This window comes from Colwellia sp. 6_MG-2023, assembly GCF_030547765.1.
Classification (GTDB): Bacteria; Pseudomonadota; Gammaproteobacteria; order Enterobacterales; family Alteromonadaceae; genus Colwellia.
In genome coordinates, this window is the sequence record NZ_JAUOPP010000004.1 from 23,910 (window position 1) to 49,230 (window position 25,321).

General features: G+C 36.9%; 20 protein-coding genes. 4 read left to right on the top strand and 16 right to left on the bottom strand.

Annotation, left to right across the window (positions count from 1 at the left end):
• Positions 1-6 precede the first annotated feature (6 nt).
• Positions 7-1,440: an FAD-dependent oxidoreductase gene (locus Q4503_RS03730; RefSeq protein WP_215972188.1), complete on the top strand. Its 1,434-nt coding sequence runs from the start codon at positions 7-9 to the stop codon at positions 1,438-1,440.
• A 312-nt stretch (positions 1,441-1,752) separates the two neighbouring features.
• Here Q4503_RS03730 and Q4503_RS03735 read toward each other — a convergent pair whose 3' ends face one another.
• From Q4503_RS03735 to rplU, 7 genes are all read right to left on the bottom strand, one after another.
• Complete coding sequence (locus tag Q4503_RS03735) at positions 1,753-3,291, bottom strand: Na+/H+ antiporter NhaC family protein (protein WP_215972189.1); 1,539 nt, start codon at positions 3,289-3,291, stop codon at positions 1,753-1,755.
• On the bottom strand, positions 3,281-3,793 hold the full coding sequence (gene folA, locus Q4503_RS03740; RefSeq protein ID WP_303601411.1) for a type 3 dihydrofolate reductase: 513 nt from the start codon (positions 3,791-3,793) through the stop codon (positions 3,281-3,283). The genes Q4503_RS03735 and folA overlap by 11 nt, the downstream gene beginning before the upstream one ends.
• A gap of 142 nt (positions 3,794-3,935) precedes the next feature.
• Complete coding sequence (locus Q4503_RS03745) at positions 3,936-4,238, bottom strand: YkgJ family cysteine cluster protein (RefSeq protein ID WP_215972190.1); 303 nt, start codon at positions 4,236-4,238, stop codon at positions 3,936-3,938.
• Positions 4,239-4,462: 224 nt separating this feature from the next.
• A complete protein-coding gene (locus tag Q4503_RS03750; protein WP_303601412.1) occupies positions 4,463-4,729 on the bottom strand; it encodes a hypothetical protein in 267 nt (88 codons plus the stop codon).
• Between the two features lie 185 nt (positions 4,730-4,914).
• Entirely contained in the window at positions 4,915-6,078 is a 1,164-nt protein-coding gene (cgtA, locus tag Q4503_RS03755; protein ID WP_303601413.1) for an Obg family GTPase CgtA, read from the bottom strand.
• Between the two features lie 149 nt (positions 6,079-6,227).
• On the bottom strand, positions 6,228-6,485 hold the full coding sequence (gene rpmA / locus Q4503_RS03760) for a 50S ribosomal protein L27 (protein WP_215972193.1): 258 nt from the start codon (positions 6,483-6,485) through the stop codon (positions 6,228-6,230).
• Between the two features lie 16 nt (positions 6,486-6,501).
• Complete coding sequence (rplU, locus tag Q4503_RS03765; protein WP_159821501.1) at positions 6,502-6,813, bottom strand: 50S ribosomal protein L21; 312 nt, start codon at positions 6,811-6,813, stop codon at positions 6,502-6,504.
• A 280-nt stretch (positions 6,814-7,093) separates the two neighbouring features.
• Between rplU and ispB the strand changes: the two genes are divergently transcribed.
• Together ispB and Q4503_RS03775 are read left to right on the top strand one after the other, a co-directional pair.
• Positions 7,094-8,080, top strand: coding sequence for an octaprenyl diphosphate synthase (gene ispB, locus Q4503_RS03770; RefSeq protein ID WP_303601414.1), 987 nt, complete (start codon positions 7,094-7,096; stop codon positions 8,078-8,080).
• 97 nt (positions 8,081-8,177) lie between these two features.
• On the top strand, positions 8,178-8,588 hold the full coding sequence (locus tag Q4503_RS03775; RefSeq protein ID WP_215972195.1) for a VF530 family DNA-binding protein: 411 nt from the start codon (positions 8,178-8,180) through the stop codon (positions 8,586-8,588).
• Between the two features lie 71 nt (positions 8,589-8,659).
• Here the strand turns inward: Q4503_RS03775 and mdh are convergent, their stop codons facing one another.
• Positions 8,660-9,592, bottom strand: coding sequence for a malate dehydrogenase (gene mdh, locus Q4503_RS03780; RefSeq protein ID WP_215972196.1), 933 nt, complete (start codon positions 9,590-9,592; stop codon positions 8,660-8,662).
• 253 nt (positions 9,593-9,845) lie between these two features.
• On the opposite strand from mdh, the gene argR reads away from it, so the two are divergent.
• Positions 9,846-10,319 carry a transcriptional regulator ArgR gene (argR, locus tag Q4503_RS03785; RefSeq protein WP_215972197.1) on the top strand — a complete coding sequence of 158 codons (474 nt, stop codon included), beginning with the start codon at positions 9,846-9,848 and terminating at the stop codon, positions 10,317-10,319.
• Between the two features lie 7 nt (positions 10,320-10,326).
• Here argR and Q4503_RS03790 read toward each other — a convergent pair whose 3' ends face one another.
• The 8 genes from Q4503_RS03790 to Q4503_RS03825 all read right to left on the bottom strand — a co-directional run bounded on the left by Q4503_RS03790 (position 10,327) and on the right by Q4503_RS03825 (position 25,247).
• Entirely contained in the window at positions 10,327-13,653 is a 3,327-nt protein-coding gene (locus Q4503_RS03790) for an ATP-binding protein (RefSeq protein ID WP_303601415.1), read from the bottom strand.
• A 362-nt stretch (positions 13,654-14,015) separates the two neighbouring features.
• Positions 14,016-15,722 carry a hypothetical protein gene (locus Q4503_RS03795; RefSeq protein WP_303601416.1) on the bottom strand — a complete coding sequence of 569 codons (1,707 nt, stop codon included), beginning with the start codon at positions 15,720-15,722 and terminating at the stop codon, positions 14,016-14,018.
• A gap of 163 nt (positions 15,723-15,885) precedes the next feature.
• Positions 15,886-16,647, bottom strand: a complete 762-nt coding sequence (locus Q4503_RS03800) for a PEP-CTERM sorting domain-containing protein (RefSeq protein WP_303601417.1) — start codon at positions 16,645-16,647, stop codon at positions 15,886-15,888.
• Between the two features lie 735 nt (positions 16,648-17,382).
• Positions 17,383-19,983: a glycoside hydrolase family 3 C-terminal domain-containing protein gene (locus tag Q4503_RS03805; RefSeq protein ID WP_303601418.1), complete on the bottom strand. Its 2,601-nt coding sequence runs from the start codon at positions 19,981-19,983 to the stop codon at positions 17,383-17,385.
• A 113-nt stretch (positions 19,984-20,096) separates the two neighbouring features.
• The gene (locus tag Q4503_RS03810; protein ID WP_215972296.1) at positions 20,097-20,903 is read right to left on the bottom strand and encodes a CBM9 family sugar-binding protein; all 807 of its coding nucleotides are present in this window, start codon (positions 20,901-20,903) and stop codon (positions 20,097-20,099) included.
• 13 nt (positions 20,904-20,916) lie between these two features.
• Positions 20,917-21,492, bottom strand: a complete 576-nt coding sequence (locus Q4503_RS03815) for a gluconokinase (protein WP_303601419.1) — start codon at positions 21,490-21,492, stop codon at positions 20,917-20,919.
• Positions 21,485-23,872 (bottom strand): NdvB protein, encoded by a 2,388-nt coding sequence (locus Q4503_RS03820; RefSeq protein WP_303601420.1) that lies wholly within the window; start codon positions 23,870-23,872, stop codon positions 21,485-21,487. Before Q4503_RS03820 ends, Q4503_RS03815 begins: the two co-directional genes overlap by 8 nt.
• On the bottom strand, positions 23,865-25,247 hold the full coding sequence (locus Q4503_RS03825) for an MFS transporter (protein ID WP_215972202.1): 1,383 nt from the start codon (positions 25,245-25,247) through the stop codon (positions 23,865-23,867). The genes Q4503_RS03820 and Q4503_RS03825 overlap by 8 nt, the downstream gene beginning before the upstream one ends.
• Positions 25,248-25,321: the final 74 nt, after the last annotated feature.

A 25,321-nucleotide genomic window follows, 5' to 3' on the forward strand; every position in this document is an offset into this window, starting at 1 on the left:
AGAGCCATGAGTAAAAACGTTTATCAATTTATTGATGTAAAACGAATTGACCCAGCAAAGAAGTCAATTAATGAACGTAAAATCAACTTTGTTGAAATTTATCAACCTTTAGGTGAAGAGCAAAGCGCTGGTCAAGCTGATCGCTGCTTAGATTGCGGTAACCCTTATTGTGAATGGAAATGCCCAGTTCATAATTATATTCCACAGTGGCTAGAGCTGGTTACGGAAGGTAAAATATTCGAAGCTGCAGATTTATGTCATCAAACCAATAGTTTACCTGAAATGTGTGGTCGTGTTTGTCCGCAAGATAGGTTATGTGAATCAGCCTGTACATTAAATGACGATTTTGGCGCGGTAACCATAGGTAATATTGAAAAACACATTACCGATACTGCATTAGCACAAGGCTGGAAACCTGATCTGTCTGACGTCATTAAAACAGGAAAGCGTGTTGCAGTTATTGGTGCAGGTCCTGCTGGCCTAGCATGTGCAGATGTCTTAACCCGTAATGGTGTTGACGCTGTAGTATACGATCGTCACGCGCAAATTGGTGGTTTATTAACCTTTGGTATTCCATCATTTAAACTAGAAAAAGAAGTTATTCAAACTCGTCGTGAAATATTCGAAGGCATGGGGATAGAGTTTAGACTAAATACCAATGTCGGCGTTGATATCAGTTTTGAAGAAATCAGTAATGAATTTGATGCGGTGTTTTTAGGCCTTGGTACCTATAAAGATATGAGTGGTGGCTTTGAAAATGAAGGTGCTACAGGTGTATATAATGCGTTAGATTTCTTAATTGGTAATACCCAAAATGTGATGGGGATTACAGAAAAAGAGTCAAACCAAGTTAAACCATACGTTAGCTTTAAAGATAAAAAAGTTGTCGTGCTTGGCGGTGGTGATACTGCAATGGATTGTGTTCGAACATCAATTCGCCAAGGTGCCACAGAAGTAACTTGTGCATACCGTCGTGACGAAGCTAATATGCCTGGCTCACCTCGTGAAGTACAAAATGCTAAAGAAGAAGGTGTTAACTTTGCTTTCAATATACAGCCACTTGATATTGCTGTTGATGACCAAGGTAAAGCCATTGGTGTTAAGTTTGTCAAAACTGAACTTGGTGCACCTGACTCTAACGGTCGCCGTAATCCAGAGCCTATTGAAGGCAGCGAGTTTGTAATGGAAGCTGATGCCGTCGTTATCGCTTTTGGTTTCTTACCAAGCCCTCCGCAGTGGATGATAGACGCAGGTGTTGAACTTGACTCTCGTGGTCGTGTTCTTGCCTCAGATAACAGTGACTTTGCATTACAAACAAGTAAACAGAATGTTTTTGCCGGTGGTGATATGGTGCTGGGTTCAGATTTAGTGGTTACCGCTATTGATCAAGGTAGAAAAGCCGCCTTGGGTATCATGGATTTCGTACTTAGCGAAAGCTAACGTTTCTAGTTTCTAGTTTCTAGTTTCTAGTTTCTAGTTTCTAGTTTCTAGTTTCTAGTAAAGCTTGTCAGACTTCATAAGAAGCCTGACAAGCTTTTTTCATTCAAGTTATCAATCACTATAATCTCGTCATTCTGCTCCTAATCGTCATCCTGAACTTGATTCTATCTCTTGATCACAAGTCGAGAGATAGAACTTGATTCAGGATCTCGGTTTTATTCAACCATACGCATGGGATTCCGTATCAAAACACCAACAGAATAACCAATTATTAAGTGATATTAAGTAACCGGTGAAATAACATGCTCACTATCAAGCAAAAAATACAACTGTGCCAGTCCATAATACGGCAGCTAAACTCGCAGCAAAAGTCGCTGGGACTATTTGTGATTTAACATGATCCATCATGTCACAACCTGTCGTCATTGAACTTAAGATCGTTGTATCTGAAATAGGTGAACATTGATCACCATAAACACTACCATTTAAAACTGTTGCAAAACACACCATCATAAATAGCTCTGGGTTATCAATACCGGCACTTTGGGCAATAGCCCAAGCTAACGGCATAGCTAATGGAAAAGCAATAGCAAAGGTCCCCCAACTTGTTCCTGTAGAAAAAGCGATCACCATTGCAATTACTTGTAATAGTATGGGTAACAACCAATAAGGTAACTGCTCAGAAAGCAGTGATACCAAATACAAACCACCACCAATTTGTTTACTGATAGCACCTATGGTAACGGCTAACATTAAGATAACAGATGCCAGTACTACACCTTTTAAGCCATTACCAAAACCATCTATAATATTACTCAATGACATCCCTTTCGCTAACGCAATAAATGCACTTAATAATAACGCAGCACCAAATGCCCAGTTGATTTTGGGAGAACCAGAAAAAATAAAAGTTAGTACCGCAATAGCGATTAAGGTCACTAACGGTAAGATAAACTCGAATACATGCGCTTTATAGCCATCAGGAACATCACAAGTTTGCAATTCTTTGGCACTTAATGGCTTAGCACCAGGTGCGTCTAACTCTCCAGTGGTTGCTGCTCGATGATGAGCATCACGAATACGTTTTCCTGAGAAAGTTGTTATATTTAAACTAAGCAATAAAGTACCAATTACCGCCAAAATACCATAAAAGCTAAAAGGTACGGCTGAGAAGAAAAACGCTAAACGATCTGCTTCTGTTGCTAAAAACGCAACGCCAGGAACAAAGATTAACGCTTGAATATAGGCAGGCCAAGCATTAAAAGCAATAACCACGGCAATCGGGGAAGCAGTTGAATCAACAATATAACTCATCTCCTCATGACTAATTTTTGCTTTATCAGCCAGCGGACGCACAGTAGTACCTACCAGTACGGTACTCATAGTGCCGCCTTGAAAAAATAAAACACCTAAAAACCAAGCGACTAATTTTGCTGATTTTTGCCCGCGAACAAAGTGCTTAATCATATAATCAGCAAAAGCTTGTGCTGCACCGGTTTTTGACCAAATACCGAGTAAACCACCTAATAACCACAAATAGAGTAACAGAATCCCAGCGGTACCTACTTGCGCAAGAGACGGGATCAATATTTGATCAGTGAGATCATATTGCCCCATCATAAATGCGCCAATAACAATGCCACTGAATAATGCAGTTAGTGGCTCTCGAGTTAACCAAGATAATAAAATAGTAATAAAAGCGGGTAATAGTGACCAAAGACCATAATGATAAGCTGTACCTACTGTAGTAGCTTCAACATAGTAATTAACATATAACGCTGAGCCTATGCCTAGAATTAAAAGTAATAATGCGATAGAGTTGCGACTGCCTAGTGAGAAATTAGCGCTCATAAATACAGAACTCTAAGTCATAATTATTTTTCTCATCACTTTTGCGCAATTCACTACTTACTTTCTTCCAGCCATCGCCATCATAATTTGGAAATTGGGTATCACCGTCAATATCAGCTTTTATATGAGTAACATATAAACGATCGGCATTCGGTAAGCAGTGTTTATAAATAGCACCTCCACCAATAACCATGACTTCAGCTATAGCCTCATCGCCTCCATTAACTAACGCTAATGCTTGCTCAACTGAAGTAGCTACATCAACACCTTCTGAGCCTTTTCCTTGCGGAAGATAGTTTGCATCACGTGAAATTACAATATTTCTACGGCCAGGTAATGCCCTACCAATAGATTCATAGGTTTTTCTGCCCATAATAATAGGCTTACCTACCGTAACTTTTTTAAAATAGGCTAAATCTGCAGGTAAATGCCAAGGCATATCATTATCTTTGCCGATAATATTGTTATTAGCTGTTGCTACTATCATAGAAAGGATGGTCATAGAAATCCGAAATAATGTTATTATTTAATAATACATTATCGCTAGATTTACCCTAAAAAAATAGTCCTGATTTCTATTCGTTTAAGGAGAGTAAAGAGGCCACTGCTAACTCAAAGACCAGATTGAATTATTAACGTTAATTTTAGAGTATTACTATCTGTTTCCTTTCAGTAAGGCATTCATATGATGCCATTTCAAACTCTCGGCAAATTAACGGCCGGTTTTCATAGATAGTACATCGCAAGGTATCTCTATCTAAAGCTGAGCACCAACCATCCTCTAAGCGCAACATAGTTTCACTACCCCAATCATCTACCGCGATATGTCTATCAGGCACACCGGTATCCGTAAGAACCATAACTTCTAAACGACAGCAGCAAGCTTGACAGTTTGAACAGCTAATTTCAGGCTTTGGCTCGGTTAAATTTTTAACTTCTATGGACATAAGTGACTTTGATAATTTTATTTCAGCTATCATACTTCAAAGTAACAACTTTATCGAAGTATGCTGATAATAAGTCTTAGTTAAGACATCAAGTAAGGGCTAAACAATAACAGTATTTGAACTGCTTCCCCTCTGCTGTTGGCTTTTGTGAGTCAACTTGCATAAGAAAAGTAAGACGTTATCTAACACTATTGCTAAAAATACACTTAAGCGAAGGGATAAATTTAAGGTGTTATTTTAAATATTTTCTTAATCAGTCTGGAGGTTGTAACAGCAACAACTATTCCGATAAAGAAATATAAAGCCATTAAATAGTTTGTGAAATCGGCTGTGTATACTTCGTTATTAGCCAGTAAACATTTTCCTGTTTTATAGCTAAATACTCCTCCTTGCTCAGTACAACCATCGACTAAAATAACATCATTGATTAACCAAATAATCAAAAAGCTAACAATCACACCAATAAATTGTGGAATCGAATATTTACTCATACTTTTCTTAAATTTCTCGCCTTATTATATAAGGCGAGATTATTGGCTATACGACAGTAAAAAACAACTGCTCTTTCACTATCTAGCCGTTTATTATAGATATAAAAAAAGAGTAATAACATGCTGTCATTACTCTTTTTATTGTTCATTGTAGAACGAGTCTTATTTAATCGCTATAAAATACTTTAAGGACGATACTCTACTTCTACATCGTAATCGTCTTCATTCCAATCATCGTCATCAAGATCGTCATCTAAACCATCATCAGCCATTGCACCTTCATGGTATGTATCCCACTTGAATTCAACATTTTTACCATCAACAACTTCTTCTTCTTCTGGTGGTAATTCTTCAATAAAGGTCATTACTTTTTGGGCTAATTCTTCTGTACCCATTTTATTAAAAGCTGAAATACTGTGTACTTCGCCCTTCCAATCAAGACCAGCTAAAATAGAATCAGTTAATTCTTTAGCCTCGTCTTCAAGCATTAAATCAAGTTTATTAAAAACAACCCAACGAGGCTTACCTGCTAGTTTTTCGTTATGCTGCTCTAATTCACTAATAATAACTTTAGCGTTCTCTAATGGGTCTGAGCCATCTGCAGGCATAATATCAATGATATGCAATAATATACGACAACGTTCAAGATGTTTTAAGAATTGAGTTCCTAAACCTGCACCATCAGCCGCACCTTCAATGATACCTGGAATATCAGCAATAACAAAACTTCGCTGTGTATCAAGACGTACTACACCTAAATTAGGTACTAACGTTGTGAACGGGTAATCAGCTACTTTAGGAGTTGCTGCAGATACACTACGAATAAGCGTAGATTTACCGGCATTAGGTAAACCTAATAGCCCAACATCAGCTAATAGTAATAATTCAAGTTTTAAGCTGCGAATTTCACCTGGTGTACCATCGGTTCTTTGACGTGGTGCTCGGTTAGTACTACTTTTAAAACGTGTATTACCTAAACCATGCCAGCCACCTTTAGCAACTAAAAGCTTTTGATCTTTATGTGTTAAATCACCAAGAATTTCACCCGTATCAATATCTGTGACACGTGTTCCTACTGGTACTTTTAACACTAATTCTTCGCTACTTTTACCTGTACAGTCACGGCTTTGCCCATTTTGTCCGCGCTTAGCACGGTGAAAACGTTCAAAACGGTAGTCAATAAGCGTATTTAAGCTTTCATCAGCAATGAGGTAAACATCACCGCCATCACCGCCATCGCCACCATTAGGGCCGCCATATTCAATATATTTTTCTTTACGAAAACTGACGCAGCCATTGCCGCCGTCGCCAGCTTCAACTCTGATTTCAACTTCATCAACAAATTTCATGGTGTTTAAACAACCCTAATATCTTGTGGTTTTTATGTTACTAGTATAAACGATTTTTACTTGAGAAAGAATCATCGTATACACAAGTTAAATAATAGCCAAAAAAAAACCTCGCATGATGCGAGGTTTTTAGAAAATCGAATCTAAGATTAGTCAGCAATAATGCTAACAAACTTACGATTTTTTGGACCTTTTACATCAAACTGAACTTTACCGTCAGATAATGCGAATAAAGTGTGATCTTTACCGATACCCATATTATCACCAGCATGGAAACGAGTTCCACGTTGACGAACTATGATGTTACCAGCTAACACTGATTCACCACCAAAACGTTTAACACCTAAACGTTTAGCTTCTGAATCACGACCATTTCGTGTACTACCTGCCGCTTTCTTATGTGCCATGTCAAAATGCTCCTAATTAGCCATTAATACCAGTAATTTTCACTTCAGTGAACCATTGACGATGGCCCGCTTGTTTACGTGAATGCTTACGACGTTTGAATTTTACAATAGTAATTTTATCAGCACGACCTTGGTTAACAACCTCAGCCACTACTTTACCACCGGCAACATAAGGTGCGCCTACGTTGATTTTTTCGCCATCGGCGATCATTAGAACGTTATCAAATTCTACTGCTGCGCCTACTTCAAGCTCAAGCTTTTCTAGACGAACTGTTTGTCCTTCGGTTACACGATGCTGTTTACCACCGCTTTGGAATACCGCGTACATAGCTACTCCGTACTGCGTCATCTCTTAGTTAAGTTAAATGACGCTAAATTTAAAAATATAGGGCGCGAATTCTACGCGAAGAAAGCTAACAGAGCAAGAAGAAAAACGATCATTTCTAAAGTTTTTCTTCTATTTAAGCAAATAACTACAATAAAATATTAATTTAAGAACAAAGTACTCAGAAAGCACGTTTGTCGCTTTATTGTCGGGCAATTTAGTGTAGAATTTGACAGATTAGCCTTATATTTTAAACTACTAGCCGAAGCGGAAATAAAGTACTGTGGACATAAAAGCAATTCAAGCACTCTCTCAACATGACATGAACAAAGTTAATGAACTTATTCATGGGCAATTACATTCAGACGTTGCTTTAATAAATCAATTAGGTATTTATATTGTTAATGCGGGCGGTAAGCGAATGCGCCCAATGCTGACAGTGTTAACAGCACAAGCATTAAACCATGATCAGTCAATAGCATTAGATGATCGACATTGTACTATTGCGGCAATTATTGAATTCATTCATACGGCAACTTTATTACATGATGATGTCGTTGATGAGTCAAATATGCGTCGAGGTCGTGAAACAGCCAATGCTTTATTCGGCAATAGTGCTAGTGTTTTAGTTGGTGATTTTCTTTATACACGTTCTTTTCAAATGATGACTAAATTGGGTGATATGCACATCATGGATATTTTATCTGATGCAACCAATATTGTTGCCGAAGGTGAAGTATTACAATTAATGAATTGTAATGATCCTGATACTACCGAAGAAAGTTACATGCAAGTTATTTACTGTAAAACGGCTAAGCTGTTTGAAGCAGCTACACGCTTAGCTGCAGTTATTACTAAGCAAGATAGCAAAGTTGAACAGGCGATGGCTGATTATGGAAAATATTTAGGTACGGCATTCCAACTAGTAGATGACATAATGGATTACACCGCAGACGCCCAAGAAATGGGAAAAAATGTTGGCGATGATCTTTCTGAAGGCAAACCAACATTGCCTTTACTTTATACTATGGCGCATGGCTCAGAGCTACAAAAACAGTTAGTGAGAGATGCAATTCAACATGGCAATGGGATGGAGCATTTAGACGAAATCCTTGACGCTATGCAGCAAACAGGCGCCTTAAAATATACCCAGAAAAAAGCCGAAATAGAAGCAGACAAAGCGATTAATGCCTTATCGATATTACCCGAATCTGATTATAAGAAAGCATTAACGGCATTAGCACATATCGCAGCAAACAGAAGTGCCTAATTCATTAATACAAAGTTAAATTATTGATGATTAACTATATGTAATCCTTTAGTTAATACGACAATTATTCAAATTATACTGCTTACGAGAAAACATTATGAGTTCAGATAATATATACGAAAATAATCCTTTACACGGGGTTGGTTTAGAACAAGTAATCACAGAGTTAGTTGATCATTATGGCTTTGACATTATGGATGCTTACTTAAATTTAAATTGTTTTAAAAATAAGCCTAGTATTCAATCAAGTTTAAAGTTTTTGAAAAAAACTGAATGGGCAAAAGATAAAGTTGAAGCTTTTTACTTATATCAGTATAAAAATTTACCGCGTGCAGATGACACTCAATTTGAATTACCTCCTCGTGATCGTATAGTGCCTGCAGATCAAAAGCCAGGAGAGCCTGCAGAGTTAAGTTTTGAAGATGCTGAACGTCTACGTCAGAAACGAGCTGAGAAAACACGAGCTAGAGCTGCTGCAGCTACTCCAGGGAACCCTTGGGGTAGATAAAAAAGAATTAAATAAAAAAGGGGTTTTAATCATACGATTAAAACCCCTTTTTATTTACCGTTAACTTGGCTTTATGCCATGAAGTCAACGCCTTCTTTAATATCAGCTTTTAATGTTTCAAGCATGTCATTCTTAGCTTTCTCTTCAAACGCACTTAACTCACCGTAAGGTAATATTTCAGCAACACCGTTTACACCTAAGCGTACTGGGTGAGCGAAATATGGAGCATCGCCACCATCAACGTCAACATAAGCGTAATCTACAACATCTTCGCCTTGTAAACCTTTAACTAAAGATAAACAAAAACGAGCGGCTGCTGCGCCCATTGAAAGTGTCGCAGAACCGCCACCCGCTTTAGCATTTACAACTTCTGTACCTGCATTTTGAATGCGTGGAGTTAATGCAGCTACTTCTTCATCAGAGAAAGTAACACCTTCAACTTGTGAAAGAAGTGGTAAGATAGTTGTACCTGAGTGACCACCAATTACTGGAACTTTAACTGTTGCTACGTCTAAGCCTTTAAGCTCAGCAACAAATGCTTCACTACGAATAACATCTAATGTTGTTACACCAAATACACGGTTCTTGTCATAAGTACCCGCTTTTTTGAATACTTCAGCAACAATTGGCACAGTACCGTTAACTGGGTTAGTAATAATACCCACTAACGCTTTTGGACAATTAGCAACAATGCCTTCTGCCAATGTTTTGATAATACCTGCATTTACTGCAAATAAATCAGCACGGTCCATACCTGGCTTACGAGGCATACCTGCTGGAATAATTACAATATCAGCACCTGAAAGTGCACCAGCTAAATCATCAGCACCAAAACCTTCAACTTTAACAGCTGTAGGGATATGAGATAAATCTACCGCCACACCTGGAACAACAGGGGCAACATCATAAAGTGATAACTCTGAACCTGCCGGTAATTGAGTTTTTAATAATAAAGATAATGCTTGGCCAATACCGCCTGCTGCGCCTAAAACTGCTACTTTCATGTGTTCTCTCCGAGATTTAATAGGGTTAAATTAAGGCCCGCTGACCTTAATTTCATTTTAACAAAAAAATTTGAGTAAATACGTAAAAATTTGCTGCGCAAAAGATATAGCATAGGCAGCAAAAAAACAATTAATATTCATTTATACCGTATATTTATCTATATGATAGCGTATAATGCTCTTTTTCAAAAACACAACTTTAGTATTATAGCAAATAGATTAATTATCTTTTATAAGGTTTTCATATCAAATAATGAATGGTCAACAAAAACAAGAAGCATTAGTGCAAGCATTTAAAGATTTATTAAAGCAAGAGCAATTTGGCTCTCAAGGTGAAATAGTTGATGCGTTAAAAACGCAGGGCTTTAATAATATCAGCCAATCAAAAATATCACGGATGTTAAGTAAATTTGGTGCAGTTCGCACCCGTAATGCTCGCCAAGAAATGGTTTATTGCTTACCAGCAGAGTTAGGTGTTCCCACCGCACAAAGCCCGTTGAAACAATTAGTATTAGAAATTGAGCATAATGGCATTATGATCATTATACAAACGAGTCCTGGTGCAGCACAATTAATCGCTCGTTTACTTGATAGCTTAAGTAAAAGTGATGGTGTCTTAGGTACAATTGCAGGTGACGATACTATATTTATTGCACCAACTGATGTAAACAACATTCAAGAAACCATTAATAAACTAGAATGTCTTTTTAGTAAAAAGCTTAGTTAGTTTACTGCTATTTATGTTCGTTTGATTCTATCGCCTCGAGTATACTCGTCAACAACAATGTCGCAGTAACTGGTTTAGCAATGTGTTGATTCATCCCGGCATCTAAACTGCTTAGCTTGTCTTCTTCACGTGCATGCGCAGTCATCGCTATAATAGGTAAATGTTCATATTTATCTAACTTTCTAATTTCTTTTGTTGCCGTTAACCCATCCATCACAGGCATTTGAATGTCCATTAATACAACATCAAATGTCTGTACTTCAAGTAAATCTAAAGCCTTTTGACCATTATCTGCAATAATAACCTTTGCTTGCATGCTTTTGAGTAGTTCTTTAGCAACTAGCTGATTAATAAGATTGTCTTCAACTAGCAGTACTTTTACATTAGATAAGTCAGCCTTGTCGTTCTGGCTTTCTTTGCTTAGTAACTGTGTCTTAGGTACAGAAGCCGTATTATTCGTTAACTCCTGATTATTTTTTTCTGTGAACTTATTTGATAACAACACTTTCACTATTTTGTCTAACGAATAACGATATAAAGGGGTATCAAGTAAAGTATAAGGGATTTTTAAGCTATCAAGTTGCTGACATGTGTTGGGCTTTAATTCACTCATACCTGGCTGACATAACCCCACTAAATCAATCAGATTCACCGCTTTGTCATTAACATCATGCTCTATAAAGGTTTGCTCATCTATTAATAAAATAACCTGATCAGTTGGTGATTTTTTTTGCTGTAATACATCGTTTAATTCAATTAAATTATTAAATTGATAATAGTACCAAGACTGCGCCTTAATAGTTTGAATACAACTTGTTGACAGCTCATGATTAATGCTACAGATATGGAGCCTTGATGTTTCATTACTTACTGCACTAGAGAAGTCGGAATTCATCATGGTTTCTTCATTAGGAATAGAAAAAGGCAAAATAAAACTAAACTCACACCCCTCACCTAAATCGCTTTTTACGGTTATCTCTCCTCCGAGTAACTTAACTATTTGCTGACAAATAGATAAACCTAAACCTGAGCCACCATATTTTCTAGTCATAGAAATATCAGCTTGAGAAAATACTTCAAATAAATGCGCTTGGTTCTCCTTCGAAATCCCTATACCAGTGTCTTTAACTCGAAACCGAAGTAAAACATTCGTTTCACTTAAGCCAATAGAATCAATGAACAAGTCAATATTGCCTTGTTCAGTAAATTTAGTTGCATTATTCAATAAGTTTGATAATACCTGAACTAAACGCATGGCATCACTCATCACAAAACGAGGAACATTGGCATCTAGCTCTACTCGCATGTTGAGTTTTTTAGTATGAATAGTCGCAGCATTTAATTTAAGTGCCGTATCTATTACTGACGGTAAATCGATAACCTCCTTAACAATAACCATTTTACCTGCTTCAATTTTAGATAAATCAAGTAATTCATCAATAAGGTGTAGCAGTGAAAAGGCTGCTGTTTGAGCATTGGTTAAATAATGTTCTTGTCGCGCATCGAGCTGAGTCCCCGTTAACAAATTAATCATCCCTTGTATGGCATTAATTGGCGTTCTAATTTCATGGCTCATATTAGCTAAAAACTGAATTTTAACTTTGTTAGCATACTCGGCTTGGTCTTTAGCACTTTCTAACGCTGATTGCGTTGCTTGTTGTTCCGTAACATTTTGTAAAATAGTAATGGTACCCAGTATTTTCCCTTCATCATTGGTAAACTGATTACAAAAACCTTGATAAATCTCATCTCCAGCTTCTAACAATGACTGTTGAGGATATTCACCATCAAATGTGGCATTCAATTTATCAAGTTGATGTGCCAATAGTTTTGGTATGAACTGGCTAGCTTCTATTCCAAGCATTGAACTTTCTAATCGACCAGTTAACTGTTCAAATGAGTGATTACAACCCATTAATTTACCATTAGGATCATTAAAAATAATTAGCTCAGGAATAGCATTCATAACTGAACGTAATAAAACATAGTCACGTTGATGTTGAGTGCTTGTTTCTAGTAATGCTTTAGTTTTTTCGTGTACTCTGCTGTCCAGCACCTCATTTTGCTCTTTTAATTGCAGTAACAAGCTGCGATTTTGTGTAAATATATCTTCAACTAAAATAAACCAATGTAACCAGTCAGCATTTGCTTTTACTTTTCCTGGGTCACCTTGAGAGCAAAATTCAATATGACTAATAAAGTCATGTGTTGGTTTAATGAAACTTCGTCTTGTCATGGCATTCACCAACATCAAAAAAGCAAAAAGCCCAATCAATAAGATAGTAAACATAAAAATAAAATGATTTCTTAAAGGTGAAATAAAGCTTGAGTAGGGCTGATACTTTAATAGCGTCCATCCGTTAATAGGTAAAGATTGCGTTTCAACAAACCAATCACCAATTTGTATTGAATCTGGTAGTTGCGCTAAATGCTCTGCTTGTAAGTGATGTAAATCGTTAGGTAATAGTTTTTGCCATGAGGCTCTATAATTTAATGACTTTTTACCTTGTTGTTTAAAAATTAAAATATCATTCTGCTGATTAAGCAGTACTAGCGCCTGATCATCAGATGTTAGCGCCAATAAACTTTGCTGCAAGCGCGTTAAACTAATATCAATAACGACCGCTCCTACCATCTCTGTATGTCGATAAACGCCAAGACCTAAAGAGAAGTTCATCCCTGTACCCGCAGCATCAATATAAGGCAAAGACCAAATAACTTTATTATTATCTAAACCTAATGCTTGTATTTTTTTAGCGTGGGCATTGGTGAGCATTCGGTCACTGAACCGCCAGCTATCGCGACCAATCCAAGGATAAATATTAACGAACTGATCAACTGAAATATAATAAAACCAATTAGCTTCTTCGATAATTTTTTGTGCGGTAACAAAAGCAGGCGTTAACGCATTAGCCATAGCAATTTCTTGATTTTTTAAGCGTGAAAATGTATCTATATCACCAAAACCTGTGATATTACCACTGATACGTTTGTCCTCATTTATGGAACTTCGTGCTGCGATATCAAGAAAGAACAATGCGCCATCTTGTCGTAATGGTGGGGTTGTAAAATATAGTTCGTCAGGGTGCTTGAGAATATATTGAGCATATTCCTGAATACCAACGACCGCTTGTTCACTTTGCACTAACATACCATTTAGTTGCTCTGCTTGAGCGGTTAAGTGGGTTAAGCTCTTCTGTTTATGCTCAGATAACTCACTATAATACCGTAATGAAGCTGCAGTTAAGGCAATAAAAACGATAACGATAAAAGCAACCACCACGGCTGTATTATATCGTCTAAATACTGTGTTTTCTGCAGTTTTGTCTAACACAACGGTCCCTTAACAAGCGTATATTACTTACTATAATAACAACATCACAAATTATGTGCTCTGTTTTACAAGTAAAAAACGCTAATTATTAATCTATTACGATAAACAATTAATAATGATGCTGGTGTTTGTATAAATTGATCTTAAAGGATAAGTTTGAAGATGCAAGATTCAGCTGGAATTAGAAACGCCTTTAGGCAAGGCATTGATTTTGAGAATGGTTATCCCCTTGTCAAAATCAATAACGCAGTATAAAGCTAATATGTAGGGCGAATGGAGTGATAGCGATTAAAAAAATACCAACATAGTGCATGTTGGTATTTTTTATTCTTATTGATACTTAAATAAAAAGCGAAAAACGCTTAATAAGACCAAATCATACTATTAAACGTTGAAAGTTCTAACTGTACTAACGCACCATGTATTAAAACACCGTAGGCGATATCAGGGTTTTCAGGATCTATCATTAAGCCCCCCATGTTCATGCTATTAACATTACCAAGCGCACCATTCATATTAACACTTCTTGTCACACCATAGGCAGATTTAAAAAGAGGATCATCATTATTTATAGTATCAGCGGTGAGTGGCTCTCGTGTTCCTACGCCTAATTCTACTACAACATGAGTATCAGCATCACTACCTGTTGCCATGATAAAAGGACGACCATCTTTTTCCATATAAACCATTCTGGTATACCCCATCCCCGTGTATGTACCCGTGGCAAAAGTTTCTAATGCTCTAAATCCATCTTCAAGCGCAAATGAATAAATATCATTTTTTGATACACCATAAATCATCGGGCCATATTCTGGGTCTTCGTGATACAACATACCTTTTACAGGGAATTGGATAAACTTACCTCCACCAATATGCGTGTATGCTGGTGCTGATTGTTGTTTTCCACCCGGATTGTGTCCCTTTGCAGTTCCCCATACAGAAACTGGTGTACACGTTTTTGCATCAGGGCTGATTTTTAAGATACCATCACCTGCGCGTACATCACGCATAGAAAGGTAAAATTCGTCATCGGGTCCCATAGCAAAAGCTAGTGCCATTATACCAACGCTGTTTTGCTTTGGATTTTTTCCATCTGGTCGATAACACTGACCATATTTTTCATCCGCTTTTGGTGAAAAGTCTTTATTTTTTGCTTTCCAAACGAGAGAACGCTCACCTGTGTCTGGATTTATTTTAATAATTTCACGGCGTTTATCTGAACCTTCACCAGTACCACCGGCTAAAAGATAAAGCATATCATCACTTCCCATTTTCATAATGGAAGGCCCGGTGAGTGGTTGTTTTGCCTGGTGACTTTTTACGCCATCTGATAAATACCCAGAACCAAACTCTTTCATACCACGACGTTTATCTGGGTACAAGCCACTGACTACTCGTCTATTTTTTGTATCTATATTCCAAGCAACAATAGTGCCTGCAGCTTGATAGTTTGGATCAGTCCATCTTACCACTGAGAAAAATTCTCTCGTTTTTGGATTGAAAACGCCACCTGTCCATCGGGTCGCACTTTTTTGTTGTTTCCAAGCATCAAATTTAGGCCCTTTGCCATATTTTACAGGCCATTTTCTTCTCATTTGATTGGTTGGATTGGCACAATTGATGATCCCTTCCATTGGATCAACATTTTTATCATTAGGATCTAAGTACTTATGGCCCGTTCCTGTTACACGACAACGACAATCTACTTCAAGTTTTGTTGGAAAAAGTATGTGCTCAGTGTAGATACCACAGCCATAGTTGTAATAAGGGCTTTTTTCATTAGTCATTGAACGAACACATTGAGCTTTACCATTGTCTAGCCTTTTATCCTGCCGACAACTTGAACCAAAATCACATTGTTCAATAGGCGTTTTAGGATCTGACTTAAGTGCAACATAACTGTTATTATACAATGTAGTTGCACCTAAAGGTCCTGGATACACACACTGTGTAGGCTCAGACTTAGGAGCAGGAACTGCATTAGCATTGGTCACAAAAAGCACCATAAAGCTAACAAAAATACTCCCTAGATATTTTGCTAAAACGTTTGTTTTTTTTAATTTATTCATTTTAATCCTTTTAATCCTTTTAATCCTTTTAAGTCTGAAATTTAAATCTGCAGTTAATCCTCTCATCGCAAAATATCGATTAAATATAGCCATTGACTTTAAGCAACTAGAAAAACACCAATGCTTATCAGAGGCGTTTTCTACTTTAAATAATTTTATAAAATTAATTTTTTTGATTGAATCGACGAGTTATTAAACCAAACATTGCTAATGAAAAAATCGCAAGTGTCGTTGGCTCTGGCACCTCAGTAGTAGTACCTTCAATTCCAACAGTAAAACCATTCCAGGTTTCATTATTCAGACTATTCCATGTTAGTTGATCAAAGGAGCCTTTGAACTGAATCGTGCCATGAGCTTCCCCTGCACCTACTAATCTATACTCAATATTACCATTGCCATGGTCGATGATCTCTTTAGTAGACGTTCCTGCTCCAAAATACCCGTCCTCGTTACCCTCAACCGAGCCAACAGATAAAATGTCAAAATCTTGATCAAAAGAATATCCATTATCATTTAAACTTACATAAGAAAAGACAATATTCGCTACTGATTCTGAAAATGAAAGCGTTTGACTTCCCTTATTTTTCAACGCAATCATTTCTGCTGCGGTTGGAATATTATCAACAACACTACTCGTATAGGGAGATAAATTAGGGTTCAGAAGAGTCGTTGAGGACTGAGAGTAGTCAGAGTTTGAAAAATAATCTATTCCTGTTCCTGTTTGTAAAAAATGAATACCTTGAGTATTCTTGTATTCAATATCAACAGTTGATGTATTGGTTACGAATTTACCCGAAACTGTAGTTGCATTTTCGGTTACTGTTTCTGACTCCCAATCTGCCCAATGAATGATACCTGCACTCGCTATATTCATTATGCTACATATGGTTAATGCGATAGTTACTTTTAAAAATTTGTTTTTCATTTTAGTTACTTTTGAACCCTTCAGTTATTTTGTATAAAAGTTAAAAAAATTATTTAATTTAACTTTTCTTGTAAATCTAATATTAATTTTTTAGGTTATTAAAAATTGGTGTTTGTATTCTTAAGTTTATTGGGAATGCTAAAGCTATTAACATAAATATTTCTGTTAATTTCCTTATTCTATTCCCCTACTTACAACCACTATTTTTCTAGGATTATATAGAACGACAATTAAAATAAGTTAAATTTCATACTTTAGTATTAATAATTAGTTTGTTGTTAATACACGATAAAATAACCTCTAATACCAGTTTCATTAATTAAGTGAACAAATTTATACGTAGAAAAAATTGCCAAATACAAGGCATTTATTTCAATAACTAGTTGTTCTAATTATTAAATAAATAACGATGTCGTTGGTGATTTTAGCAAGTAAAAATGAACACATAGTTAGTGAGATTGATATAAATCTGCACAGCCAAGCATTTTCAGATATTATTCTAGAGAACATTGATGCTATTAAATACGAGGAGCCAACGGGTAACAGAACAATTGGAATTGCGAATGCCATAGAACGAGGAAACGATTGGATTTATGGTGATACTTTAAGAGGAATATATATAGCGGTCTATGTTTAGCTAGATTGAGTGAGTGTTAGTACTAATAACACCATTTGCCAGTAAAGTATTTCAACCTGTCCTGACAAATGGCTTGTGTGCCGTTAAGTTATACCTGCTTATTGCTGATAACTAAAACCTTGTTTAAGAATAATGTTATCTAAAGACGTACCTAGTTGTACTTCAAAGTCACCTGTTTCTGCTAGCCAATCATTAGTTTTAATATCCCAGAAAGATAAATCACGTTTGTTAAGTGTAATGCTGATTTCTTTACTTTCATTTGGCTCTAAATATACCTTAGCGAAGCCTTTTAGTTCTTTTTCAGGTCTGGCAACACTTGCTTCTTTGTCGTGTAGATATAACTGCACGACTTCAGCACCGGCAACTTTACCCGTATTTTTAACTTGTGCGGTTACGGTCACTGTTTCATCGCCAGAAATATTTTCAGCTGATAATTCAATATCAGTTAACGCAAATTGGGTGTATGAAAGCCCATGGCCAAAAACAAAAGTCGGTTTGATTTTTTGTTGCTCAAACCAACGGTAGCCAATAAACACACCTTCTGTGTATAAGCTTTCAACTGCATTATAATCATTTAAGGCAATTGGCGCGGTATCTTCAAGATGAGCAGGTAAAGTAATCGGCATTTTACCACTGGGGTTAACATCACCGGTCAGAATATCTGCAAAAGCATGACCAGCTTCCATACCGCCATACCATCCCCAAACAATCGCTTTAGCTTCATTAACCCAAGGCATTTCAACCGCAGAGCCTGCAACAAGAAAAACGACTGTTTTTTCATTTGCTGCAATAAGCTTACTAATAATTTCATCTTGCGAGTTTGGCAGTTTCATATCAGGACGATCGATTGATTCTCTATCGTCACCATGGCTCAAACCACCAAAATAGATCACGGCATCGGCTTTTTTAGCGGCTGCTATATATTCAGCTTCACTGCTAAACAACTCCCCTGGAGCATTCCAACCTAAAGTAAACTCATCAGTGCCATCATATTGAATTTCAAAAGAGTAAGTTTCATTTTCTTTTAAATCAATGGCTTTTGTTAATGTAGTAATAGCTTGATCACCGACTAATTTATTGTCGTTAATCTTATGCTTTAGAACAACGTCATCATTAATTTTTAAACTAAAATCCCCAATAGTTTCCACATTAAGCTGATGAATACCTGTTTTTAATGGCTTAATTTTAGCTGACATTGTAATGTGCTGAACTTTATCAGGTACTTTAGCTTTAAAGGTTGAATCAACAATCCAAGACTCCTCAATTAAGTTTACTCTTGCTAAATCTTCATAATAAGACACGTTCCATGCTGGGGTACCAGTCCAATGCCGGCTTTCGACATAATCACTGGCGATAGCGGTTAACTCACTACTACGTGCTCGCATTACGGTAATATTTACATCTTCGCCAAACGCAGCTTTTAACCCAGCTAACGGCGTTATCTCATATAAAGATTTAACTTCTGAAGAGCCACCACCGGTCCCGTGTTTTTTATCCGCATTAGGCCCTAAAACAAGAATGTTTTTTATCTGCTTTTTATCTAATGGTAATACAGGCATTGACTCAATCGTTTCATTTTTTAATAAAACCACACCTTCAGCCGCTATTTTTCGTGCAGCCGCTTGGTGCGCTTTGGTGTTTCTTGAGCCGGGTAAACGATTTTCATCATACATACCAATAGCATGTTGCACCCGTAAAATTCTCCTCGCTTTATCATCAGCAATTGATTCTGGAATTTTTCCTGATTCGAGCATTGCTAAGAATGGTTTAGCAAGAAAATAGTCTTGATAATCATCAACTTTAGTGCCCATCTCTAAATCTAAGCCATTTACTGCAGCATCATAAGTATTAATATCGACGTGCCAATCGGTTAATAATACTCCTTGATAACCCCACTCACCTTTTAGGATATCCATAACTAAGTGCTTACTTTGGTTGGCATTAGTACCATAATATTCGTTGTATGCTCCCATCATGCCTAGTACGCCACCTTCTTTCACAGCGGCTTCAAATGCAGGTAAATACACTTCTCTTAGCGTGCGTTCATCTGGTTTAGCATTAACTCCCGTACGATTTAGTTCTTGGGTATTTAACGCATAATGCTTCACTGTGGCAGCAACATCATTGGCTTGAATAGCCTTTATTTGTGGCACAACCAACTTCGCCGCTAAGATAGGATCTTCGCCCATATATTCAAAATTACGACCATATAAAGGTAAACGGGCTAAGTTAACCCCTGGACCTAAAATAAAATCTTTTTCTCTATCGCGCGCTTCTGCACCTAAAACTTGGCCATGTAACCTTGCCATTTCCACATCCCAACTGGCAGCAACAGATGTTAAGTGTGGTAAATAAGTTGAATGATCATCAGTCCAACCAGCGGAATCCCAGGTATGACGTGCTATTTGATGGCGAACGCCATGAGGGCCATCAGATAACCACATTTCTGGAATACCGACACGCTCAATAGCATTAACATGAAACTTACCACTTGCATGAGCCAAAGATACTTTTTCAGCTAATGTCATTTTCGCTAACATTAGTTCAACATCTTGCTCAACTGTCGCAAGGCGCTTACTCGCATGAGTATTTTTTTTCTGAGTTACTTTTTGATTTTTACTTGTTTCACATGCACTAAGACTGATACTAAGTATCAATAAAGCAGAACTGTGAATAATTTTTTTTAACATACTACGCATAAAGATAGCCTCCATTAAGTAACCTTTTACTCTTTATCTCTCGATAGAAGAAAAACTGAATAATGCGGTCTAAGTTGTGTAAATAAATGCCAGTCATAGCAAACATTACCTAATTATTGAATTAGCAATAATTGCTGAAAGACATCTGCAGTTATATAACCTAAATTTTTACTACCGTTGACTGCTTCAATGTCTGTTGAACCGATAAAACTCTCCCGCTCCTTTGAACCATCGTTATCGCAATATGCCAACATAAAACCCATTTTTTTCCCTCTTGTCAGTTTTACCGCTTGATGCCGATCTTTTTTATTGTCAGGAAGTAATGTAAAACTATCATCAAAAACACTTAGCGCCACTTCCCAAATAATTTTATTTGGCTTACTTGTACTTCTTCGCCATACACTGTCAATATGCTCGTTTAACAAAACAAAATTAGTTGATCCATCTTTGTTTTTTGGACCGATATCTACCACCTGATTATCTAAGGCAATATGATATGCAAAAGCATTAAAAGTAAATTGGTGATCCCCACCTGAAGCATCTTCATCAATGAAAATTTCTAAACAGTCATCGTCCCAATATCGATAAAGTGGATCAGCATGTTGATCAAATAGAATATCATCGGTAATTTCAACCAGTAAGAATAGGTGGTCTTCATTCCACATCACCTTAAATTGACCACTAAAATCTTCTTCTGTTGGTTGGGTACCCATAATGAGGTTATCTAAAGGCTGCCATGATGATAAGTCCCAACTTTTTTCACTAGCAATACCATCAATCACTATCTCGTCTTGTATTTTATGGGCTTTTAATTGGTTGCTACTTTTGCTTGCTGAGGCAATAGCACTAAATAAAATAAAAGTGATAAAAAAAATGTTTAATAAAATATGATGCCCTAAATACTGCCATGTTTTTTTCATAATATCTCCTTGTCTAATCATTACTTAACTCCTGCATAACTAGCTGATAAACCTGTTGATATACCTCATCAAAAGTGCCATTTACATCAAGCTTAGTAATATCTTTCTCATCATTTCGTTCTTCTTCCATCGCGGCAAATTGACTTGTTAATAACTCCACTTTAAAAAAATGATTCTCGCGGCTTAACATACGTTTTTTTATCGTATTAAAGTCCGCACTTAAATAATAAAAATGACATTTGAACTCAAGTGTTCTGAAAATTTTTCGATGTTGATACTTCAGACCAGAAAAGGCTAATACCACGTTTTTGTTCTGTTTAGATAACTTAATAAGTTTACTTATAATAGCTTCTACCCAAGGTTTTCTCATCGCATCATTAAGCGGTAAGTTAGCAGCCATTAGCGCTATTGCTTCCGAGGAATGAAAATCGTCAGCATCAAGAAATTCATACTCGCCTTGCGTATTTAAATCGTTAACCAACTTTTGACTAATCCCTGTTTTACCTGAGCCACTAACCCCCATCACAATAAACAAGTGAGGCTTACTAAAAAATTGCGGCTTTTTATTTCTACTTAAGATATTAATCATGAGCAGGTACCAATACGCTCAATTGATAAGTTGCATTATTACCGCGTATTGTTAACTTATTATCTACGACTTGTTCACCATCTATATACGCTTCAATCTCAGTAATTTGCGTTGATTTTTCAATAATAAAATGAATAATTGCACCACGAAACATGCGTTGTCCTGATATTTTATTCAAATGACTTGGCAATTTAGGAGCAATATATAACCCGCCATTGCCACCTTTTAATCCACACAGCTCTTCTACTAAGCACCGGTATAACCAAGCCAGTGTACCAGTATTAAATAATTGACTTGAGCGCCCTGCTTTTTCTGGGTACTGCTGATAAGCGCCACGATAGTAATTAGGCACAAAGATTGATAATTGACCACTTTTAGCCGCTAATGCTTTTGAGGGTAAAATTTTACTTAGCACTTCAAAAGCAAGATCGTTTTCGCCAGCTTGATATAGGCTATAAGCATAAAAAATTGCAGCATGATTATAAACGGAGCCGTTTTCAGAAACGCCAGGATGCTTTTGAGTAATTCTCCCAATATCCTCGACCATTTTGGTATAGCTCGGTGCTAGCATCATTACACCATAAGGTGTCATTAACTGTTCAGAAATAGCGGCAATCATCAGTTGTTGCTGCTCTGCCGAGGCTGCACCACTGAGCATTGCCCAGCTTTGTGGGTTTAAATATATCTTACCCTCTTCGTCATTAACCGTACCAAAGAGGCGATCATTGTCAGTAATACCTCGAGCAAACCACTGTTCATGCCAAAAATAAGTGTTAACTGACTCATTAATAGTATTCGCGGCAAGCCGATACTCGGTAAGCTTGTTCAACGGAATTTGAATACCATATTCTTCACATAAATCGCACCAAGTATTTAATGCATAAGCGGTTGCTAATGAAAGCCAACTTGAGACACCTTTACCTTTATAGCCCACCATATTCATAGGATCACACCAATCACCTTGTTCGATTAAACTTAAGCCTCGGTGATCTGTCGCCTTGACTAACCAGTTAAGTGCTAAGTCAATATGTTCACTGAAAAGTTTAGGTGTATCTGAATCAGAAAAAGCTATTGGGGTTGTTAATAAATCGACATCTCCCGTTTCATTAAGGTATACCGCTAAACATATTGGTAGCCACACACAATGGTCGGCATGAGGAACTTGATTGATATACTTAAGCTCAGCTTGGGCATGTAACAAAATACCATCAGGCATAGCACCATTGCTGTGTTGTTGAGATAAGGCTAAAACGAATGCTTGACGAGCAACCGTTGGATCGATGTAACACATTCCCATATTATCTTGAATATAATTACGTGTTTGTGGGTCAGTACTTAGTCGATTAACATCACCATGATAAAACATTTGTCTGGGGAGCCAGTGATTTACAAAGTCATCAAACTCTGTATTATCAGTATTAATTGTTAAACAAGCTTTTCCTTGAGCAATATAATCGTCATATTCTTGTTGAGCCTTTCGAGCGTTTGAGCTATTTAAGTAGCGATCTCTTATTTGTGCAATTTCAGTATTGTCTTTGGCTGGTCCAAATAAAAACTGATAATTAACCGATTGATTTTCACCTAAAGACTCTCGGTATTGATAAATAGCCACAGGTGTTTCATATCGAGCATCGTTATTACTTAATTGTAAAAACTTTAGTGCATCAGGAGAATGTAATCCCCCCTCTCCTTCAAATGTAGCTTGGTTCGTATGCCAAGACGTAGGTTTTTTATCTGCAATTAAAAAGGTTTTATCTTTTAATTCTTTATTTTTAAAATACTGTTCAACTTTTTGATAAGGGGTTACTGCAGTAGCAACAATACTGTTTAGCTGTTCGTCAAAGGTAGCTGATTGATTCATCCAAGACATATAACCAATAGAAAAATAAGGGTATATACTGATATTTCGTTTACCTTCACCTTTCCTTAAATTCTCAACGGATAATGACCAACGCTCAACAACATCATTGGCCGTTAAACTTAATGAGATTTTTATTTTTAATTCAAGGTGTTCTATTAACCAATAAATTTCACTCGCACTTTGTACAAAGCTAAACTTAGCTAACTTTACCCTCATTGGCTCATAAGGTACTGAAAAACTTTGTTGCTGATCTTCATCTTTAATATAAAAAAAACGACCTGGATGGTGACTAAAATAACTGTGCTCAGGCTGAATAAAAGTTTTCTCTTCTATGTTGGGTGCATAAGAATATTTTCTTGGCTCAGGCTGCATAAACTGAGCATTAACATAGCCTCGACAGTTTACTTGCAAAACCATTCGCTTATTCCATAAGAAGCCACTCGCTTTAGGCATACTAATAGGGCAATCGAGTTTAACGGTTGCGTCTTCTATTTTATGATTGTTATTTATATTATTCATTGAGCATAACCTTTTTGCCTGTTAAACCATCTGTTGAATTAGCACTTATTTGCGCCAACTCCTTTTGAATATGCTCTAACGTTTTATCATCTAATGGATAAAGCATAATTAACGGCACAGCCAATGCAGCAAATACGGCAGGAATAATCGTTAGTAATAGCACAATACCTTGCTCTGATGCTCCTGTTTGCGTTTGGTTAGCAACATAGCCAAGTGAAGCTAATAACCAACCTATAGTTGCACCCGCAAGCGCCCCTCCTAGCTTCTGTGCAAAAGCTGCTGCTGAAAATATCATTGCCGTCGCTCTTCTTCCTGTTTGCCATTGAGAGAAGTCAGCCGTATCAGCATACATAGAGAAAACTAACGGTGATTTAGGCCCTAGCGCTAAACCAATCATGATTTGCAGTACAAACATCAATGTAATATTGTCACTAGGTATAAAATAAAATGCTGTAGATAGTATCGCTACGATACTAATTAACATAATGAGTAATTTACGTTTATCGAAAAATCGCGTTAACAATGGCGTTGAAGCTGCGCCTATTGCTAATGCGATCATATAAACCATAGCGAAGCTACCAATTAAATCAGGACGCTGAACATAATACTTAAAATAAAAAGTCCCTGAGCTCGCTCGTAGTGAAATTGTAATCATGATAATAAGTGCTAGCGCAAATAGTACTAACCAAGGTTTGTTTTGCCCTAAATCTTTAATGTCTTGCAATATTGGTGTTTTCTGTTCCGGAGGAGGCGCGATACGTTCTTTCGTTCCATAAAAAGTAACGATAAATAAAGCTGCGGCAATACAACCATATAAGCCCATCGTAAGTTGCCAACCTAATGCTTCATTACCGCGCCCTAAATATTCAACCAACTCAGGTGTAAGGTACACAACTAGGCTACCGCCAGAAAACGCCCCAATAAAACGAAAACTAGTTAACGTAGTACGTTGTTGTGTATTACTGGTTATCACACCAAGTAAGGCTCCATATGGCACATTGATAAATGTATAGGCCAACATCATAAAAATATAAGTGCCATAAGCCCATATCAATTTATTCCCCTCACTCGTGTCTGGTACCGTAAATGTTAATACGCCAGCCGCAACAATAGGAATAATGCCCCATAATAAATAAGGCCTAAATTTACCGAAACGGGTTTTAGTACGATCAGCTAAAGCCCCCATTAATGGATCAGAAAAGGCATCGATTAACCGAGTAACTAACATTAAGGTACCAACAGCTGCCGCTGAAATTCCAAAAACATCGGTATAAAAAATAAATAAAAACACATCAAAAACACGCCAATAAAAATTGGATGCCACGTCACCACAGGCGTATGCGATTTTTTCTTTCAAAGTAAGTTTAGTATTCACATTTTTATACCTTTATTGAATTATCAGCTACTTCGTTTTCACTTAAAATTGAAATGCATCTAAGGATAAATAAA